This window comes from Brachyspira intermedia PWS/A, assembly GCF_000223215.1.
Classification (GTDB): Bacteria; Spirochaetota; Brachyspiria; order Brachyspirales; family Brachyspiraceae; genus Brachyspira; species Brachyspira intermedia.
Genome location: NC_017243.1, coordinates 324,268 through 342,739 on the forward strand (window position 1 = coordinate 324,268; position 18,472 = coordinate 342,739).

The window sequence follows — 18,472 nt, forward strand, 5'->3', positions numbered from 1 at the left end:
TTATATTGTTATTATTTTTTATCTTTTTCTATCAAAATTTTAATTGATTCTATTATCAAATCTATTGCTTCTTCTCCAGTATAATCTTTTGGGTCATTAATATTATTTTTTATTCTTTCCTGATTATGTAAAACAAGCATAGCAGCTCCAGTTCTTACATTTTTAGCTGCACCTACTGCAAATAATGTAGCGGATTCCATTTCAGAAGCTAAACAGCCTGCTTTGATATAACTATCCCATTTATATAATAATTCTTTGTCTACTGCCATACTTTCAGGTGCATGCTGAGCATAAAAAGCGTCTTTGCATTGTACCACACCAACATGAGTTCTTGTTTTGATTTTATCAGCTCCTTCAATCATAGCTTCAAGCACATCTATATTAGGTACGCATGGAAACTCTTTAGGTATATAATTATCCATTGTACCGCCGCCTTTTATAGCACCATTAACTATAACAACATCTCCAGGCAATACATCAATATTCATACCTCCGCAAGTACCAACTCTTATAAATGTATCAGCTCCAACTTTTATAAGTTCTTCCAGAGCTATAGCAGTTGAAGGGCCTCCTATACCATGAGAAGTAGTTGAAACTTTAACTCCGTTTATATATCCTGTATAAGTTGCATATTCTCTATAATCAGCTATTAATTTGGCATTATCAAATCTTTTAGCAATTTTCACGCATCTTTTAGGATCTCCCGGCATAATAACATATCTTCCGACATCACCTTTCTTTAATTTCAAATGATGAACTAGATTTTCATTTTCTTGATAATAGGCTTTTGGAAACATATTTGATTACCTCTTTAATTACTTCTTTTCAGCTTTTTTGTCTTTCTCATTTAATAAAATAATAGCTTCTAATGCTGTTAATATCATATTTTCTATATTATCGCTATATTCTAAATGAGTACCCATTCTTTCAATCATAGTATTTTCTACTATATGCATTATTCCGCCGGCTCTCACCTTTCTTAAAGAGGCACAGGCAAAAAGAGCGGCACATTCCATCTCTGAAGCTATGGCACCGCATAAGGTATAATATTTAAGATTATTTTCAAACTTTTCTCTGAAAAAAGAATTCTGAGGTTCTAATTCTCCATAGAAACAATCTTTACTATGAACAACGCCTATATGATAATTAGCATTTATTTTTTTAGCGGCATCTCTTAATGCAAGCATAACATCAGTATTGGCAATAGCAGGATATTCAAGAGGTATATATTCTTTTGTGGTGCCTTCATCTTTTATTGCAGCCTGGGCTATTGCCAAATCATTAGGCTTTACTTTAAGGCTAAGTCCTCCTGCAGTTCCAACTCTTATAAATGTATCAGCACCTACTTTAATAAGTTCTTCCATAGCTATTGAAGCTGAAGGGCCTCCTATACCTGTGGAAGTTACAGAAACATCTACTCCTTTATATTTACCTGTTACAGTAACATATTCTCTGTAATCAGCTTTTAATTCAGGATTATCCAAAAATTTTGCAATGTATCCCACTCTTTTAGGATCGCCTGGAAGAAGTACATATCTTGCTACATCGCCTTTTTTTAATTTTATATGGTATTGAAGAAGATTATTTTTAAATGCCTCTTCATCATAGAATGCTTTTGGTTCATTATATTCCATAGATGATTATCTCCTGCTTTACTTACATTAATAACTACATAATCATAACTGTAATTACATAGAAGATTTTACTATTGCTATACCGCTGCTTGTTCCTAGTCTATTTGCACCTGCTTCAATCATTTTTAAAGCATCTTCATAAGTTTTTATGCCTCCTGAAGCTTTAACTCCCATTTCTTTTCCTACAGCCTCACGCATAAGTTTTACATCATGTTCTGTTGCTCCGCCTGTAGAAAATCCTGTTGAAGTTTTAACAAAATCGGCACCGCATTCTTTAGCTATTTTACATGCCAATACTTTTTCTTCATCTGTTAGAAGACAAGTTTCTATAATTACTTTTAATACACTGGCATGGCATGCATCTCTTACTTTTTTTATATCTCTTTCAAAAAGATCTATTTTTTTGCTTTTTAAGAAACCAACGTTTACAACCATATCTATTTCATCAGCTCCGCTATCCACTGCAACTTTTGTTTCATAAGCTTTTGCCTCTTTCATCATAGCACCCAAAGGAAAGCCTACTACTGAACATACCTTTACATCTGAATGCAAAAGAAAATTGTAAGCTACATTTACATAGGCTGAATTTACGCATACAGAATAAAATCCGTATTCTTTAGCTTCTATGCATAGCTTTCTTATATCATCTATTGTGGCATCTGGTCTTAAAATGGTATGGTCTATTAATTTATTAAGATTATTCATATTTTCTCCTCATATTAAATATGATATAAAACATTGTTCTATTTGTCAAATTTTTATGTTATATATTATTAGTATATAAATTAATTTATTAAAATCATGATATTATAAAAATTAAAAGAGAATTTTCTTATTTAAATTGAAAATAAAAAAGCAAGTGCCTGAACACCTGCTTTTATCATAATTCTAAATTAATTATTTATTAACTACCTTTTTGACAGCCTCTATAACCATATCCTGTTCTTCTCTAAGAATATCATTATCTATAGGCAAAGCTATATTATGTTTTGAAGCATATTCTGATACAGGCATATCACCTTCTTTGTATCCTAACTTCTTAACTAATACAGGTGCTAAATGTATAGGATGAGGATAATAAAGTGCAGTTGGTACGCCTAATTCATTTAATTTAGCTCTTACTTCATCTCTGTTATCTTCTACCTGTATAACATACTGGGCATGTACGCTTTGTGTATATTCAGCTACTTGAGGTACTTTTACTACATCTTTTAATTTTTCATTATAGTATTCAGCAGCACTTCTTCTATGATCCATATCAGCATCAAATCCTTTGAATTTCTCAAGCAAAATACCAGCCTGTAAATTATCAAGTCTTCCTGTAGTTCCTAATTTAACATGGATCATTCCGCCTTCATCACCATGATGACGAAGCTGCTTAAGATTTTTATATAATTCTTCATTATTAGTAAACACCATTCCACCGTCTCCAAAACAGCCTAATGGTTTAGCTGGGAAAAATGATGTTACAGCAATATCGCCTAATTTTCCGGAACAGGATTTTATATTTTTATAGCTAGCTCCGAATGATTGGCATGCATCTTCTATAACAAATATATTATTTTTCTTAGCAATATCTAATATAACATCATAATTAGCACATTGTCCAAATAAATTAACTGGTATAATAGCAGCAGTATTTTTATTGATCAAACTTTCAAGCTTTTTTACGTCCATATTGAAATATTCATCAATATCGCAAACTCTTACTTTCATTCCTAAGAAAGCAGGGGCCTCAGCAGTTGAGAAGAATGTCATAGCAGGAACTATAACTTCCTTTTGAGAATGATCCTCACCAGCATTGAATCCTAATGCCAAAAGAGAGAGTACCAAACCAACATGCCCAGATGATACACCTACAGCATATTTAGCTCCTGTATAATTTGACAATTCTTTTTCTAATTCATCTAATTCTGCACCAAATACGAATTGACTTCTTTCTATAATAGAAGATATTTTTTTGTCAATAGCTTCTTTTCTCTTTTCGTATCCTCTGTAAAGGTTCATATATTTCATAAAAAATCCTTTATAAAAAAATAAAATAACAATTAAATTGTATTCAAAATAGAATTAATGTCAATATTTTTATATTTTAAAAAACTTGACAATGGGGCTTATTTTTCTATACTTTATAGTTATATATAATGTAATTAGTTATAGTATTATAGAGTTGAACTATGAGTATAGAATATTGCGGAAATAAAGTAGAAAAAAGATTGTCCCTAAAAATCCCTAGCGATAGATTATTAGTGCCTAAAGTGTCCAATGATTTTTTAGATTTTTTACATTCTAATGGAGTAAAAGAGTGCGATGCTTTTCAAATAGCTTTTGAGGAAGCTTTAACTAATGCAATCATTCATGGAAATAACAATGATTATAATAAAAATGTAAGTATGTATTTTTATATTGATGATGAAATGATTAAAGTGATAATAGAAGATGAAGGTGATGGATTTGATTATTTTTCTGCTATGATATGTTTAACAGAATCGCAGGATAATATTTATAAAGACAGCGGAAGAGGAATATTTCTCATTTCTTTATATACAGATGATTTTTATTTTGAGAACAATGGAAGAAGAATAGTAATAATTAAAAATAGAAGTTAATTTATTATTGTTAATAAAATTATATCATTCAATTATATTTTTATACGCTTATAATCCTATATTTATAGATATTTAAAACTATATTTTTTATTGCTTTATTTTAATTCCCCGCCCTTTTGTTTTTTTATTTTTATAGTATTTATAATTTTATTATATTATTTAATGTTTTGTTAAGAAAAAGCATTCCCACCCTAGTGAATATTAAATTTAAAACTTTGATTAACGCACGGTGAACGGAATTTTTTAGTATAGTTAAGTTTGAATTCAAATATTATTAATATTTATAATTTAGCTTAGCGTGCGTTGAGTAGCATGCTTTTTTAAAAAAAGCTTGGGTGGGTGCTATATTTTTTTAATAGATAATAATGAAATAAAAAATTGTATATTTCTAAGTTTATTAAAAAATTAAAAGGGTGGGTGTTTAGTTTTTGCTAGGAATACCAAAAGGCATTCTTAATTTTACTATAGTACCAGCACCTTCTGAACTGTCTATATTTATTGTTCCTTGCATAGTGTCAAGCAAATCTTTTACAACAGATAAACCAATACCCATTCCGCCGTATTCTCTTTCAAATCTTGAATCAGCTTGATAAAATGGTATGAATACTTTTTTTAATTTACTTGGCTTTATTCCCTTTCCAGTATCTTTTACTATTATCTCAATTTCATTTGGTATAATATTTTTCATAGTATGATAATTGAATAAGTCAGGTGAGAAATCAAGCTCTTTTTTTTCTATAGTATCTAAAGTCCTTACATTTATTGATATAGTTCCGGATTTTGTAAATTTGAAAGCATTAGATATTATGCCTTCCATTATAAGTCTGAATCTTTCATGATATCCTATCAATGTTGTGCAGTTCTTTTCTATATTCATTTCTATATTTATATTTTTAGGGTAAATGAATTTATAACCTTCTATTATAATATTTAGTTCTTCTTCTATATTAAATTCGGATACGTATTTAGAACTTTCATCATCTTTTAAAGCTATCTGTATAAGATTGTTATTAGTATCATAAAGTTTTTTAATGCTTCTTGAAACTATATTAAAGAATTCTTCTCTTTTTTCTTCAGGCATATTATTCTTTTTAAGTAGATTAATATATCCCATGATTTCTGTAAACGGATGTCTTAATTCATGAGAAACTGTTGCTTTGAATTCTCTTATTAATTTATTGTAATGTTCAGCACTTTTTTTGAGAGAATTTATTTCATTTAACAGAGCATGAAGCCTTTTTTGAAGTATTAAATTATGATTCTTTTGATGTTCATATAGTATTGAAAAATAAAGCCTATGAAGTCCTATTTCTGTACCAGCATTTTTTATCACTCCTTCCTTACACCATCTCATAGCCTTCTCAAACGGCACGAAAAAAGATTCTATAGTTTCTTCCATTACAGAACCATCTGTTTGAATTTCTTTTTTGGGAGTTAATCCTGTTATATCGCATGTGGCAATATTAATTCTCTCTGTTATAATTCCTGAAGAACTATAATATCTATGTCCTAATACATTTATCTTTTTTAAATCTACATCGTATCCTGTTTCTTCTTCAAGTTCTCTTTTAGCACATTTTTTTATTCCCTGATTAGGATTCTTTTCATTAATTTCATCTTCTTCAAGCATTCCAGCAGGAAACTCTAAAAAATTCATGATATGTTCATCAATTTCTTCACTATTTTTTCCTGTCATTACTTTTTCTCTATAATAAACAACAGGTCTGAAATTGCTGATCATAAGAACATGTATTTGATTATCTATATAAGTATATGGCACAATAATAACAGCATCTCTTCCTTTTCTGTTAATTATATCACAGTTATATTCTTTAGAAAAAGAACCATCATCATATTCATTAATAGCGATAAATCTTTCTAAACTCACAAATCCAGTATCTAGCTGTATAGGAGGAGATTTACGGAAATATTTAGTGTTTTTTACTTTTTTCATTTTTTTATCATTAGACATAAATTGAATCTCTTTAAAATTATTGTTATTACATATTCAATAAACTTATCTAAAATTATATGATAATTGTTATTATCATTTACTTGTTTATTGTTAAAAATAAAAATATTTTATAATTGTAAAATATTACTCTTTTTTTATTATTTTTGTTAATGTTATAACATTGCCTTTTTTATTAAATTTTACTTCATCAAAGTACGATTTAATCATCATGATTCCTCTTCCGCTTTCACGAGCAAATCCGTCACTATTGATTTTTTTTGCTTCCTGTTTAGGTTTGAATCCAAGTCCTTGATCTTTAACAGCAATAATAATACTATCTTCTTCTATTTGCAATGTTATTTCTACATGAGTTGTTTTAGCTTTTTCAGTTTTTAGAAGTTCTTTTAATTTCTTGTGGTAAATATTTTTTTTAAGCCAATTTTTTTTAGTTTCATATAAGATATTAAGATTTCCATGCTCAATAGCATTCATGATAACTTCATATAATGCAGCAGCAAATAAATCCATTTCATTATTTGGTATGTATTTTTTTACATCAGCGGATAAAGTTTCTATCAACGGAGTAATATCTTCTAATTTATTCTCAAGTAAATACTTTTTCATTATGTTATTATATCATTAAATAATATAATATCAAATTTCTAAATGAAATATGTTTTAATTGTAATATATTTATGTATAGCTGTTTTAAATGTATTTTTTATGTACTTGACAAGAGTAAAGTTGTGTAGTATAATACTCAAGTATATTTGTATAAATTTTTTTGCTATGAAAATAATTAATAAAGAAATATAATCTTTAAGGAGACATATATGAAACGAACTTATCAGCCAAGTAAGTTGCGTCGTGCTAGAAAATTCGGATTTTTTAAACGTATGGCAACTAAACATGGAAGAGATGTTTTAAAACGTAGAAGAAGAAAAGGCAGATATCGCTTAACTGCAGCAGATGAGTAAAATATTAAGCAATTATTAAGCAGTACTTATGGAAGCTGTTACAGGGAATACTCATTGAAATTATATAGTAAAGAGCGGTTAAAGCACAGAAAAGACATATCAGCTTTTTTTAATAATAGCAGCAGTGTTAAAAGAATTTATAATTCTAAATACACTGTGCTCTTATTAGAAAATAATCGCTCATATTCTAGGTTTGCTGTAACTATAAAAAGAAACAAAACTAATTCTGTGGGCAGAAATAGGGTTAAGAGAATAGTTAGAGAAATATATAGAACTCAAAAAGATAAAATTCCTACTGGATATGATTATTTTATTATAGTTAATAGGTTTGATAGTTATAAGCTGCCTTCATTTGATGATTATAAAAAAGACTTATTAAAATTATTTCAGAAGGTTTTGCATATATGAAAAAGATTCTTTTGTTTTTGATTTTTTTGTATCAGAAAGCTATTTCCCCTTATTTAAGGCCTTCCTGCAGATATATACCCTCATGTTCTGAATACGCTAAACAGGCTGTTATTAAGTATGGGGCTATAAAGGGTAGTTTTCTTGCAATTGCCAGAGTACTGAGATGTAACCCGCTAGCAAAAAAAATATATGATCCTGTGCCATAGTATTTTTATGTGTTAGTCCATCTTCCTTTTTTAATTGCTTAACGAATTCTTTTCTGTATATAATTGATTTAAGGAGCTTTAACATTTTATGAGCAATAATAAAAGAATGGTTATAGCTATTGGACTTTCCGCTATAATAATGTTTCTATACATGTTCTATCAGGCTAAAACAATGAAGCCTGTTTATAATTCTAATAATGTAAATACAAATTCAAATTCTGTCAGTAATAATAATACAACTTCTGAAAATACTCTATTAAATACTGCTCAAATGCAAAAAATAGAAAAAATAGAAAATACAAATGCGGCAATTAATAATGAAAAAATTCTTGAAAATGAGTATGTTATAGCAACTTTTAAAAATGGTTCTTTATATTCATATAAATTAAAAAATTATTATCCGCAGGATTTAGGTCCTGATGCTACAAATGAAATTATTGATATGGTGGAACAGGTTTATGAGGGTATTTATCCTTTTACTGTAACATTTCAAAACCTATCAAATTCTATTGCAATACCTGAAAATTTAGATTATCAATTAACAGAAGAAAGCGGAGATAAAGTTACATACTCTGCTAATGCAATTATAGATGGCACAGAAGTAAAAATAATAAAAACTTTTACTTTTGGAGAAGACCCTTATCAGTTAAAAAATTCTGTTAGTATAGAAAATATAGGTGAAAAAGATCTTTCTTTATTCTATTCTTATTTCTTGGCTACAGGTATAGGACCTTACAGAACTGATAAAAATGCAGTAAGAGAAGATGCTACTAAAGCACAATATCTTATAAAAGGAAATGGTAAATCTAAAATCTTATTAACAGGTGATATAGTAAAAGATAATCTTTTCTCAAGATTATTTGGATTTGGTAATTCTTCAAAAGGAATCAAAACTAATCAGATGAGATATGCTGTATATGAAGGTGAGGATAAATGGGTAGCTTTAAATAATAGGTATTTTGCTATTATTTCTTCGCCTGCTCAATCTAATAATACAGTTTTTGAAACTATGACTTTTTCAAAGCCTTCAACTAATGAATATAGAAATGATTTCCATGTAGCAAATTTAATGTCTAAGCATACTATAAAAAGCGGTTCTTCTATTACTGATAATTATTCAGTATTTATGGGACCTAAGGTAAGAAGGACTTTCTCTAAGTATTATTTAGAAGAATCTTATGAATCTATATTCCAAGAATCTTTCTTAGGACTTAATTTAAGACCTTTAACTTATATATTAGATGTTATTCTTAATGCTTTATATAATATTACAAAAAATTATGCTTGGGCTATATTGCTATTTACATTCTTGTTTAAGCTTGTAACTTTTCCGCTCAACCATGCTTCTTATAAATCTATGAAGAAGATGCAATTAGTTAATCCTAAGATAGAGCGTATAAGGGAGCAGTATAAAGATTATCCTGATAAATTGAATGCTGAAATAATGGCTATTTATAAGAAAGAGAAGATTAATCCATTAGGAGGCTGTCTTCCTATGTTATTACCATTCCCATTATTAATAGCATTTTTCTATCTTATGCAGTCTATGGTAGAATTAAGGAACACACCATTTTTATGGATAACAGACCTTTCTTCACCTGATAAGTTATTCGTATTTCCGGCAGGCATACCTATATTAGGAGGGTTTAATTTTAACTTGTTCCCTATAGTGATGGCATTAACTAGTTATTTAAGTATGAAATTGCAGCCTTCATCTTCTGCAGGAAATTCTAGTGCAGCTACACAGATGAAGATGATGACTACTATTTTCCCACTTATGATGCTTCTTATGTTCTATAACTTTGCAAGCGGACTTGCTTTATATTGGACAGCACAGAATATATTTGGAGTTGCTCAGCAGTTTATAACTTCAAAACTTGATAAATCTAATACAAATGAGATAGTTGAAGAAGAAGAAATAAAACAAACTGGAAAAAAGAAAAAAAGAAAAAAAAGATAATGGTTATTTAACAAATTAAAAGTAATATAAAAATTACTTTATCATATAGAAAGGAGGATACTATGTTAGTAAAAGAGTTTAGTGGTAAATCAGAAAAGGAAGCCGTTAGTAAGGCACTTGAGGAACTTAATCTTACGGAGGATCAGGTTAGAATTGAGGTAATAGATAGAGGTAAACAAAAGATTTTAGGATTTGGAGAGGAATCTCCTACTATTATAAGAGTTTATTATGAGGAAATTTCTACAAATTTGGGTGAATTTCAATCTATAGTATCTAATATATTAAAATACATGGGTGTTGAGGCTGAGGTTACTGCTAAGGAAGAGAGCGAAAAAAGAATTTATATTAATATTTCTACAGAGGATTCTGGTGTACTAATAGGTAAAAAAGGTGCTACATTGGAGGCTTTACAATTCATCATTTCATTGATAGCTTCTAAAAAATTCAATGATGATACTGAAAGGCATATTATATTAGATGTTGACGGCTACAGAGAAAGACGCGAAGAGACTTTAAAGCATATTGCCCGTCAGGCTGCTCAGCAGGCTAAAAAGACTAGAAGAGTTGTAGCTTTGGATCCTATGTCGCCTTATGAAAGAAGAATCATACACTTAGAACTTCAAAATGATAATGATGTTGAAACTAAGAGTGATGGTGAACCGCCATACAGAAGCGTAAAAGTATATTCAAAAAGAAAAGGCGGTTATAACAATAAGAGATATAATGACAGAGGCGGTTATAATAAATCATATTATAGAAACAGATAATCTTATATGATTTAATTTTAAGGGGGCTTTTAAAAGCCTCCTTTTTTATTATATTAAAATTTTATTCTAACTCCCCACCCTCTATATTTATTACCTTTATTTCACATGTTAATATTCTTTATTTTTTTACTTAACACAAAAAAGCACAACCCCCCCAAGCTTTTGATTAGATTTTTTGTCCATCTCAACGCACGGTGAGAAGATTTTTATTATATAATTTAAATTTGAATGATTGATTAATTTATATATTTTAGAATTGCTAAACGTGCGTATTTGTAAATCTGTATATTTTAAATAATCTAGGGTGGGCATGTTTTTTTAATTATAGCTGTAAAGGAAATAAAAACAAAAATTTTATAAATTAATTGAAAAGCATAGAGGGCGGGGAATTAGAATAAAGCTATAAAAAAGGGACTTAATTTAAGCCCCCTTTAATTTTTTATTGTTATGAATAAATATTATCTGTCATTATATCCGTTAGGATGATTTTTATGCCAATTCCAAGCAGTTTGTACTATAGTTTCTAATGAGTCTATAGTAGGAGTCCAACCTAATACCTCTTTAGCTCTCTTACTGCTTGCTATAAGCTCTGATGAATCTCCTGCTCTTCTAGGACAAACTTCTGCCGGTATAGGATGTCCTGTAACCTTTCTAGCTACTTCAATAACTTCTTTTACACTAAATCCGTTTCCATTACCTAAATTGCATGCAACACTTTTTCCGCCTTTCTTCAAATAATTCATAGCAGCAATATGAGCCAAAGCTAAATCGCATACATGTATATAATCTCTTAAACAAGTTCCATCAGGAGTAGGGTAGTCATCACCGAATATTTTTATTGAATCTCTTTTACCAAGTGGTACTTGAAGTATTAATGGTATCAAATGTGATTCAGGTTTATGATCCTCACCAATATGTCCGTCTGGATGAGCCCCTGAAGCATTAAAATATCTTAAAGCGACATAATTAAAATCATAAGCCTTAGTATACCAAGAAAGTATTTTTTCTAATGCCAATTTACTGTCTCCATAAGGATTAGTAGGTTCTTTTCTGCAATCTTCTTCCAAAGGAATTTTTTCTGGTTCTCCATAAACTGCAGCAGTAGAAGAAAATATAAAGTTCTTAACATTTGCTCTAAGCATTGCATTAAGAAGATTAATAGAATTGGATACATTATTATGATAATATTTAGCAGGATTTTGTACGCTTTCTCCTACTTCTATATAAGCACATAAATGCATTACAGAATCAATATTATGACTTTTAAAAATTTTATCAAGTAAATCGCTATCACCTATATTTCCATGATAAAAATTCTTGCAGTCTTTGATAGCATCTTTATGCCCATATTCCAATGAATCTATTATAACAGTTTCTATATTCTGCTTTAAAAGTTCATTAACTACATGTGAGCCTATATATCCAGCTCCTCCGCATACTAAAACAGCCATATTAATACTCCAAATTAAAAAAATTATTTATAAGTAAAGTATAATTAAATTATAAAAAAAGTCAAAGAATTATTTTGATAAAATAAAATGTAAAGTTTGATTATAATTAATATTTTATTTTTTTCTTTTTTCATATATACTAATTATATATGTATTAGTATTACTTACTAAATAATAAACAATAGAAATAGAGGAGTTTATATGATTTACACTTTAACACTAAATCCTGCAGTAGATTATTATATGGATATGAATAAATTAGAAGAGGGAGAATTAAATAAAGTAAATACTTCATATACTTTAGCAGGAGGAAAAGGAATAAACGTTTCTAAAGTATTAAAAAATTTTGGCATTGAATCTGTTGCCTTGGGATTTTGCGGAGGTTTTACAGGTGAGTATATAAAATCAGATTTAAATAAATACGGAATAAAAGATAATTTTATTTCTCTTGCTGAAAATACTAGAATCAATGTAAAGATAAAAACAGAAAAGAAAGAAACTGAAATAATGGGGAAATCTCCTAAAATATTGCAAGAAAATATAGATCAAATGCTTTCTATTATAGATAATAATATTCAGGATAATGATATATTAGTACTTTCAGGAAGCGTTCCTAGTTCTGTAAAAGAAGATATTTATAAAGACATTATACAAAAAACAAAATTAAAAAATAATGTCAAAGTGATATTAGATTCAAGGGAGAATGCTTTTAAAATAGCAGTGAAGGAAAATGTTTTTCTTACAAAGCCAAACAGAAAAGAATTATCAGAATATTTTGGAAGAGATATAAAAACTGTATACGACATCATAACTTATGCAAGGCAATTAGTAGAAGACGGAAGTGATAATGTTTTAGTATCATTAGGAAAAGATGGTTCTGCATTGGTTACTAAGGAAGGTTCTTATATAGGAAATGCCCCTGAAGGAAAGCTGGTAAGTTCTGTTGGTGCTGGGGATGCAATGGTGGCTGGTATTGTATATGGTATAAGTCAAAATTTAAGTATATTAGATTCTTATAAGTATGCTATAGCTTCAGGTACTGCTACAGCTTTCAGTGAGGGGCTTACAACATTTGAAGATATGAATAATTTACTTGATAAAGTTGAAGTTAAGAGTATTAATTTAAAATAAAAATTTTATTTGTTATATTCTTTTTTATTGCAGCAGAAGGCTAATTTTTTAGTTTTCTGCTGTTTTTATTTCAATATGTAAACTAAAATCATCAAAAATTTTTTTAATTTTGTATTTATTGTTGATTTTAATTGATAAAACTATCATAATATAACTATAGAAAAGTAAATGGAGTTGCTTATGAAAATGATAAAACAAATTATTATTGCTATGGTTTTTATTAGTTCTTCTATATTATATTCTCAGTATTATGCAATAGGAGAATGGCATTTAGTTGAGAAAATAGACCCTATAACAGATGAAAAAGAAATTTCTATATTCATAAAAAAACAGGAAGAAAATAGTTTAAACTTTAATACATTAATGATAAAAGTAAACAGCAATTCCATAAATATAAATTTATATACTCCTTCTTTGCTTTTTAAACAGCGTTTTAATGATAATGATAAAATATATATCGTATATAGATTAGGCAAAAACGAACCTAGAAATACATCATTAAATAAATATGGCGAAACTGAATTTTATTCATTAACTAATTCTCAAATAGCAAGTCAGCAAAGTATCATTTTACTCAAAGAATTATTACATCATAATACTTTGGCAGTTAGAGCTTTAGAAACTATAGGCAGTGCAAAATACACATATACTTATGTTTATGAGTTACAAAAATTAAAAGAGATTTTATTATATGCTGATTTTGAAGGTACTATATTAGAGAATTATCAGGCAGAATTTGAATCTATACTTGAAAATCAGATAGCTGAAGAGAAAGATAAAGTTTCTCAAGAGGAAGAAAATTCAAATGATCAGGGAACATCAGAAACTCCTAAAACAAATCATAAAGATAATATATATTTGATAGACGATATCAACTATAAAAATCCTATCATTTAATATTATTAAATATTCTGTTTCTTGAAGCATGTGCCAAGGCTATAGCTACGGCATCGGCTGTATCATCTTGAATAATATCAGCACCGGTAAAAAGATTAACCATTTTCATCATAGCATCTTTATTAGCATTTCCGTTGCCTGTTATTTGAGATTTTACCTCTTTAGGCTTGTATTCATAGAATTCAATATTATTAAGTGTTAAAGCTAATATTATAACACCTCTAGCTTCAGCAACTTTTATTGCGGTTTTAGTGTTTTTTGAAAAGAATAATTCTTCTATTGCAGCATTAGAAGGCTTATATTTTTTTATAAGTTCATCTAATTGGGTATAGATAAAAGAAAGTCTTTGATTATATTCTTGATTTTGAAAGGTTTCAATAAGCCCGGAATCTACTATTTTGTATACGGAGTTTTTTGCCTCTACAAAAGCATATCCGCATCTAGCAAATCCCGGGTCTATTCCTAAAGTTATCATAAAGATATTAATTGCTTTTAATTGTTTATTTTATGATAATTATTATTCTTCTATTAAGTTATCAGTGATTTCTAAGTTTGTAGCTACTGCAGAAACATCATCATGGTCTTCAAATAAACCTATGATTTTCATAACTTTTTTAGCATCATTTTCAGCTATAGTCATAGTGTTATCAGCAACGCGTACTATTTCAGCACTTTCAGGCTCTATGCCTTTAGCTTTTAAAGCATCTACTATAGATGATAAAGTTTCCATAGGTCCAGTGATAGTAAATACTTCTTCATCTTGTTCTATATCTTCAGCACCGGCATCTAAAACTATATCCATCAAGCTTTCTTCTGTATTTCCAGCAGCAGGTATCATTACAACAGCTTTTTTCTTAAACTGCCAAGAAACTGCACCGTTTTCTGCTAAGTTTCCGCCGTTTTTACTGAATATAGATCTTATTTCAGCAGCAGTTCTATTTTTATTATCTGTAGCAACGTCTACTATGATAGCTACTCCGCCTGGAGCATAACCTTCATAAGACATTTCTTCGATATTAGCACCTTCGCCTGCTCCAGCACCTCTTTTTATAGCTCTGTCTATATTATCATTAGGCATGTTAGTACCTTTAGCTTTTACTATAACCATTCTTAATCTTGCATTCTGGTCTGGGTCTGGGCTTCCGCCTTCTTTTACTGCGATTGTTATTTCTTTTGCTATTTTTGACCAAATTTTACCTTTTTTTGAATCATTTGCGGCTTTCTTATGTTTAATACTAGCCCACTTGGAGTGTCCTGACATATTACACCTCTATTTATTAGATTTTTTATTTACAGATTATTTATTCGCCATAATTATATATCAAAATACAACTATTGTCAACTTATAATATATTTTTTGATTGATTATCATATTTACATTCTTATACACCGCACGCAGAATAAAATTTAAAATATAAACTGATTATTATTACAATTTAAACAATAAATTAAAATGCATTAAACGTGCGTTAATCAGATTTATATATTTAAATACCACTTGGGTGGGTGCTTTAATTTCTAATTGAAGCTTTAAATATAAAAAATACTAAAATTTAAATTTTAGCTATAAAGAATAAAGGGCGGGGTATGTAATTTAAGTTTTAAAATTTAATTACATTTGCCCACCCTCTAGGTTTACAGTTTTTATCTGCAATATAAGATTAGTTTTTTCTTGTTACTTTGATTAGATTTTTTAGCTGCCCACCCAGGATTTTTTTAAATTTATAGTGCATTCACCGCACGCATAGCAGAACTTTAAATATAGATTAATTGAAAAATAGAATTTTAATTATATATTAATGATTCATTCACCGTGCGTTAATAAAATTTAATTTTGTTCAGTATATTTCATATTATTTGATTTTTTGTTAGAATTATATTGAGAAAATTATTAGGAGTAAATTTTATGTTAAAGGAAGTAATGCATATAGGTATTACTGTGAGCAATATAGAAAGATCTATTAATTTTTACAGAGATATTTTAGGCTTAACATTAATAGGAGAGGCTTTAATGGAAGGCAAAGAAACAGATGCTCTTTTTGCTATGAGTAATTGTAAGGTAAAAATTGCTTATCTTAACGGCAGTGATAATATAATAGCTCCTCCTATAGAATTATTGCAATTTGTAAGCCCTGAAACTATCAAAGATGAGCCTAAATTAAATAAAATTTCAGCATCAGAAATTTGCTTTAGAGTAGAGAATATAGAAAAAGTATATAAATATTTAATTGATAATAATGTGGAATGCCTATCATCACCTCAGGAATTTGATTTTACTTCTTACGGATTTTCAAAAAGCAAAGCATTATATTTCAAAGATCCTGACGGCATTATATTAGAATTGATGGAAACATTTTAAATTTTTAATATATATAATGCTATTTGTTTTGTATGATAGGATATACATAAAAAATAAGGTAAATATGAACTATAATATACTAAATATATTTTTTATGCCTAATTTAATTATTGAAAAATAAAGTAAATGATTTAAAATATTAATATCAAATTATGGTGTAATTATTATGAAACATCTTTATAAATTGGATAATGCAGCTAAACTTTTTGTTTCTATAAAAAATAAAAAAATATACCAATATTCAGAGTGTCAGTTGTACTCAATAATGAAGAAGTCAACCCTAAGATACTTCAAGAAGCATTAGACATCACAATAAAAAGATTTCCAACACTTTCGCTTATGATAAAGAAAGGATTATTTTGGAATTACTTTGAAGAAAATCATAGAAGATTGATCGTAGAGGAAGATAAATATTATCCCTGCTATAATATAAACAGTAAATTAAATAACGGCTATCTTTTGAGAGTAGGCTATTATCAATATAGAATTTTTACTGAAGTTTATCACTCTCTCGCTGATGCTACAGCTTTAATAAGTTTTTTAAAATCTTTACTATATCATTATTTTGTTTTGTTAGGAAAAAATATTGATGATAAAAATGATGATATATTTAAAGACACTGTTCCAATTATAGCAGACTATGATGACAGCTTTTCTGTTCATACAAAGGATAAAATAGAAACTAAAAAAGAAAAAAAGATAAAGAATGTTTATTTGATTAAAGGAAAGCCTTTAAAATTTTACGGCGATAATGTTGTGCATGGAATGATAAGTTTGAAAAGCATTAAGGAAGAGAGCAAAAAACATAATACCACAATCACATCTTATATATTATCGGCTTTGGTTTATTCAATTTATGAAACTAGAATAAAAAACAGACTTGACGGAAAAAATATAGTGATGTGCGTACCTGTTAATTTGAGAAGTATATTTCCTTCAATATCATTAAAAAATTTTTTCGGCGTTGCTAATATATTGATTGGCACAGATAAGGAATTAACTTTTGATGATATTATAATGATTACAAATAGAGAGATGAAAGAAAAAATAAGTAAGGAAAAACTTCAGAATTTTATATATGAGAATACGAAATTAGAAAATAATATATTTGCCAAATTTATACCATTAGTTATTAAAAATTTTGTAGTTAATTTAGCATTTGAACTTTTTGAAGATAAATTGAAAACTATGACAGTATCGAATTTCGGTAATATATCTTTGCCTGATGATATGAAAGATTATATAAGTCATTTTGAAGCTGTTGTATATCCTACAATAAACAGTCCTTTAAATTGCGGCTTATGCAGTTTCGGTGATAAATTATCAATTACATTTAATAGAACGGTAATAGAAACTGATATAATAAAATATTTTTTTAGATATATATCTAATATTACAGAAGTGGAAATTTATTCTAATGATTACGGAGTATAAATAAAATGGCTTATTGTAATAATTGCAGATTGAAAATTAAAACTAATAGAAATATATGTCCTTTATGTTTAAAAGAATTAAATAATAATGATAATGAAATAATAAATGAAGAATATCATTCTTATGAATGGTTTTATAAAATGCAGAAAAAAATCAATGCTCAGAAAATAGTTTTGCTTTCATCATTAGCAGCAATAATAGCTTTGATAATAGTAAATATTTCAACTAATTCAAAATATAATTGGGCTGTAATATCTGTTATATCAATATTATGTTCTTATTTTACCTATGTATGTTTTACAGCTGATACTTTATATTTAAGGCAGAAATTACTTATAGAGTTTTTTATACTTATGCCTCTAGTTATTGTAATAGATATATTCACCGGTTTTTATAAATGGTCATTTAATTATGTTATTCCTTTTTTGTCGCTTGGTTTAAATATTGCTATGTTTTTAATTGCAGTTATAGATAGAAAATATTTTAATGAATATGTTTCTTATATAATGTCAGCTTCTTTTATATCAATAATAATGATAATTCTTCCTTTATTTCATTTTGTACTTTGGAGCAGTTTATCGGCTTTGGGAGGAGGTATTATAATTATTTTAGCTATGCTTATATTATTTAGAATAGATTTTGTTTCATCTATAATAAAGATTTTTCATATATAATTTATAAATAA

The 18,472-nt window shown here is 28.1% G+C and carries 20 protein-coding genes; 11 read left to right on the forward strand and 9 right to left on the reverse strand.

The features are described 5' to 3' along the window. Positions 1-11: 11 nt before the first annotated feature. The 4 genes from BINT_RS01465 to BINT_RS01480 all read right to left on the reverse strand — a co-directional run bounded on the left by BINT_RS01465 (position 12) and on the right by BINT_RS01480 (position 3,650). Entirely contained in the window at positions 12-797 is a 786-nt protein-coding gene (locus BINT_RS01465; protein ID WP_014486787.1) for a nucleoside phosphorylase, read from the reverse strand. A gap of 18 nt (positions 798-815) precedes the next feature. After that, positions 816-1,634, reverse strand: coding sequence for a nucleoside phosphorylase (locus BINT_RS01470; RefSeq protein WP_014486788.1), 819 nt, complete (start codon positions 1,632-1,634; stop codon positions 816-818). Positions 1,635-1,688: 54 nt separating this feature from the next. Next, a complete protein-coding gene (gene deoC, locus BINT_RS01475) occupies positions 1,689-2,339 on the reverse strand; it encodes a deoxyribose-phosphate aldolase (protein WP_014486789.1) in 651 nt (216 codons plus the stop codon). A gap of 192 nt (positions 2,340-2,531) precedes the next feature. Continuing rightward, positions 2,532-3,650: a DegT/DnrJ/EryC1/StrS family aminotransferase gene (locus BINT_RS01480; RefSeq protein WP_014486790.1), complete on the reverse strand. Its 1,119-nt coding sequence runs from the start codon at positions 3,648-3,650 to the stop codon at positions 2,532-2,534. Positions 3,651-3,811: 161 nt separating this feature from the next. On the opposite strand from BINT_RS01480, the gene BINT_RS01485 reads away from it, so the two are divergent. Continuing rightward, positions 3,812-4,243, forward strand: coding sequence for an ATP-binding protein (locus tag BINT_RS01485; RefSeq protein ID WP_014486791.1), 432 nt, complete (start codon positions 3,812-3,814; stop codon positions 4,241-4,243). Positions 4,244-4,664: 421 nt separating this feature from the next. Here BINT_RS01485 and BINT_RS01490 read toward each other — a convergent pair whose 3' ends face one another. After that, positions 4,665-6,215, reverse strand: a complete 1,551-nt coding sequence (locus BINT_RS01490; protein ID WP_014486792.1) for an ATP-binding protein — start codon at positions 6,213-6,215, stop codon at positions 4,665-4,667. Positions 6,216-6,341: 126 nt separating this feature from the next. Continuing rightward, positions 6,342-6,821 (reverse strand): ATP-binding protein, encoded by a 480-nt coding sequence (locus tag BINT_RS01495; protein ID WP_014486793.1) that lies wholly within the window; start codon positions 6,819-6,821, stop codon positions 6,342-6,344. Positions 6,822-7,030: 209 nt separating this feature from the next. Here BINT_RS01495 and rpmH point away from each other — a divergent pair, with 209 nt between their 5' ends. The 5 genes from rpmH to jag all read left to right on the forward strand — a co-directional run bounded on the left by rpmH (position 7,031) and on the right by jag (position 10,515). Further along, on the forward strand, positions 7,031-7,174 hold the full coding sequence (gene rpmH / locus BINT_RS01500) for a 50S ribosomal protein L34 (RefSeq protein WP_008723263.1): 144 nt from the start codon (positions 7,031-7,033) through the stop codon (positions 7,172-7,174). Between the two features lie 54 nt (positions 7,175-7,228). Beyond that, positions 7,229-7,582: a ribonuclease P protein component gene (rnpA, locus tag BINT_RS01505; protein WP_041177160.1), complete on the forward strand. Its 354-nt coding sequence runs from the start codon at positions 7,229-7,231 to the stop codon at positions 7,580-7,582. After that, positions 7,579-7,788 (forward strand): membrane protein insertion efficiency factor YidD, encoded by a 210-nt coding sequence (gene yidD / locus BINT_RS01510; RefSeq protein ID WP_041177161.1) that lies wholly within the window; start codon positions 7,579-7,581, stop codon positions 7,786-7,788. Before rnpA ends, yidD begins: the two co-directional genes overlap by 4 nt. Before the next feature lie 88 nt (positions 7,789-7,876). Beyond that, positions 7,877-9,748 carry a membrane protein insertase YidC gene (yidC, locus tag BINT_RS01515; protein ID WP_014486796.1) on the forward strand — a complete coding sequence of 624 codons (1,872 nt, stop codon included), beginning with the start codon at positions 7,877-7,879 and terminating at the stop codon, positions 9,746-9,748. Positions 9,749-9,810: 62 nt separating this feature from the next. Beyond that, the gene (jag, locus tag BINT_RS01520) at positions 9,811-10,515 is read left to right on the forward strand and encodes an RNA-binding cell elongation regulator Jag/EloR (RefSeq protein WP_014486797.1); all 705 of its coding nucleotides are present in this window, start codon (positions 9,811-9,813) and stop codon (positions 10,513-10,515) included. Between the two features lie 458 nt (positions 10,516-10,973). On the opposite strand, the gene galE is transcribed toward jag, so the two are convergent. Beyond that, positions 10,974-11,966 (reverse strand): UDP-glucose 4-epimerase GalE, encoded by a 993-nt coding sequence (gene galE, locus BINT_RS01525; protein ID WP_014486798.1) that lies wholly within the window; start codon positions 11,964-11,966, stop codon positions 10,974-10,976. A gap of 201 nt (positions 11,967-12,167) precedes the next feature. Here galE and pfkB point away from each other — a divergent pair, with 201 nt between their 5' ends. Both pfkB and BINT_RS01535 read left to right on the forward strand, forming a co-directional pair. After that, positions 12,168-13,097: a 1-phosphofructokinase gene (pfkB, locus tag BINT_RS01530; protein WP_041177162.1), complete on the forward strand. Its 930-nt coding sequence runs from the start codon at positions 12,168-12,170 to the stop codon at positions 13,095-13,097. Positions 13,098-13,277: 180 nt separating this feature from the next. After that, entirely contained in the window at positions 13,278-13,994 is a 717-nt protein-coding gene (locus BINT_RS01535) for a hypothetical protein (RefSeq protein WP_014486800.1), read from the forward strand. On the opposite strand, the gene ruvC is transcribed toward BINT_RS01535, so the two are convergent. Next, entirely contained in the window at positions 13,987-14,469 is a 483-nt protein-coding gene (gene ruvC, locus BINT_RS01540) for a crossover junction endodeoxyribonuclease RuvC (protein WP_014486801.1), read from the reverse strand. The genes BINT_RS01535 and ruvC overlap by 8 nt on opposite strands. Before the next feature lie 42 nt (positions 14,470-14,511). Then, positions 14,512-15,255, reverse strand: a complete 744-nt coding sequence (locus BINT_RS01545) for a YebC/PmpR family DNA-binding transcriptional regulator (RefSeq protein ID WP_012671045.1) — start codon at positions 15,253-15,255, stop codon at positions 14,512-14,514. Positions 15,256-15,900: 645 nt separating this feature from the next. Between BINT_RS01545 and BINT_RS01550 the strand changes: the two genes are divergently transcribed. The 3 genes from BINT_RS01550 to BINT_RS01560 all read left to right on the forward strand — a co-directional run bounded on the left by BINT_RS01550 (position 15,901) and on the right by BINT_RS01560 (position 18,461). Then, positions 15,901-16,353 carry a VOC family protein gene (locus tag BINT_RS01550; protein ID WP_014486802.1) on the forward strand — a complete coding sequence of 151 codons (453 nt, stop codon included), beginning with the start codon at positions 15,901-15,903 and terminating at the stop codon, positions 16,351-16,353. 246 nt (positions 16,354-16,599) lie between these two features. Continuing rightward, positions 16,600-17,787, forward strand: a complete 1,188-nt coding sequence (locus BINT_RS01555) for an alcohol acetyltransferase (RefSeq protein WP_014486803.1) — start codon at positions 16,600-16,602, stop codon at positions 17,785-17,787. A gap of 5 nt (positions 17,788-17,792) precedes the next feature. Beyond that, the gene (locus BINT_RS01560) at positions 17,793-18,461 is read left to right on the forward strand and encodes a DUF6320 domain-containing protein (protein WP_014486804.1); all 669 of its coding nucleotides are present in this window, start codon (positions 17,793-17,795) and stop codon (positions 18,459-18,461) included. Positions 18,462-18,472: the final 11 nt, after the last annotated feature.

Bases quoted from the DNA above. Each gene is read 5' to 3' on its own strand.
- BINT_RS01550 (WP_014486802.1), top strand. From the start codon at position 15,901: ATGTTAAAGGAAGTAATGCATATAGGTATTACTGTGAGCAATATAGAA.
- rpmH (WP_008723263.1), top strand. From the start codon at position 7,031: ATGAAACGAACTTATCAGCCAAGTAAGTTGCGTCGTGCTAGAAAATTC.
- pfkB (WP_041177162.1), top strand. From the start codon at position 12,168: ATGATTTACACTTTAACACTAAATCCTGCAGTAGATTATTATATGGAT.
- BINT_RS01490 (WP_014486792.1), bottom strand. From the start codon at position 6,215: ATGTCTAATGATAAAAAAATGAAAAAAGTAAAAAACACTAAATATTTC.
- BINT_RS01560 (WP_014486804.1), top strand. From the start codon at position 17,793: ATGGCTTATTGTAATAATTGCAGATTGAAAATTAAAACTAATAGAAAT.
- jag (WP_014486797.1), top strand. From the start codon at position 9,811: ATGTTAGTAAAAGAGTTTAGTGGTAAATCAGAAAAGGAAGCCGTTAGT.
- BINT_RS01545 (WP_012671045.1), bottom strand. From the start codon at position 15,255: ATGTCAGGACACTCCAAGTGGGCTAGTATTAAACATAAGAAAGCCGCA.
- deoC (WP_014486789.1), bottom strand. From the start codon at position 2,339: ATGAATAATCTTAATAAATTAATAGACCATACCATTTTAAGACCAGAT.
- galE (WP_014486798.1), bottom strand. From the start codon at position 11,966: ATGGCTGTTTTAGTATGCGGAGGAGCTGGATATATAGGCTCACATGTA.
- BINT_RS01480 (WP_014486790.1), bottom strand. From the start codon at position 3,650: ATGAAATATATGAACCTTTACAGAGGATACGAAAAGAGAAAAGAAGCT.
- BINT_RS01495 (WP_014486793.1), bottom strand. From the start codon at position 6,821: ATGAAAAAGTATTTACTTGAGAATAAATTAGAAGATATTACTCCGTTG.
- BINT_RS01485 (WP_014486791.1), top strand. From the start codon at position 3,812: ATGAGTATAGAATATTGCGGAAATAAAGTAGAAAAAAGATTGTCCCTA.
- BINT_RS01470 (WP_014486788.1), bottom strand. From the start codon at position 1,634: ATGGAATATAATGAACCAAAAGCATTCTATGATGAAGAGGCATTTAAA.
- ruvC (WP_014486801.1), bottom strand. From the start codon at position 14,469: ATGATAACTTTAGGAATAGACCCGGGATTTGCTAGATGCGGATATGCT.
- BINT_RS01465 (WP_014486787.1), bottom strand. From the start codon at position 797: ATGTTTCCAAAAGCCTATTATCAAGAAAATGAAAATCTAGTTCATCAT.
- BINT_RS01535 (WP_014486800.1), top strand. From the start codon at position 13,278: ATGAAAATGATAAAACAAATTATTATTGCTATGGTTTTTATTAGTTCT.
- yidD (WP_041177161.1), top strand. From the start codon at position 7,579: ATGAAAAAGATTCTTTTGTTTTTGATTTTTTTGTATCAGAAAGCTATT.
- yidC (WP_014486796.1), top strand. From the start codon at position 7,877: ATGAGCAATAATAAAAGAATGGTTATAGCTATTGGACTTTCCGCTATA.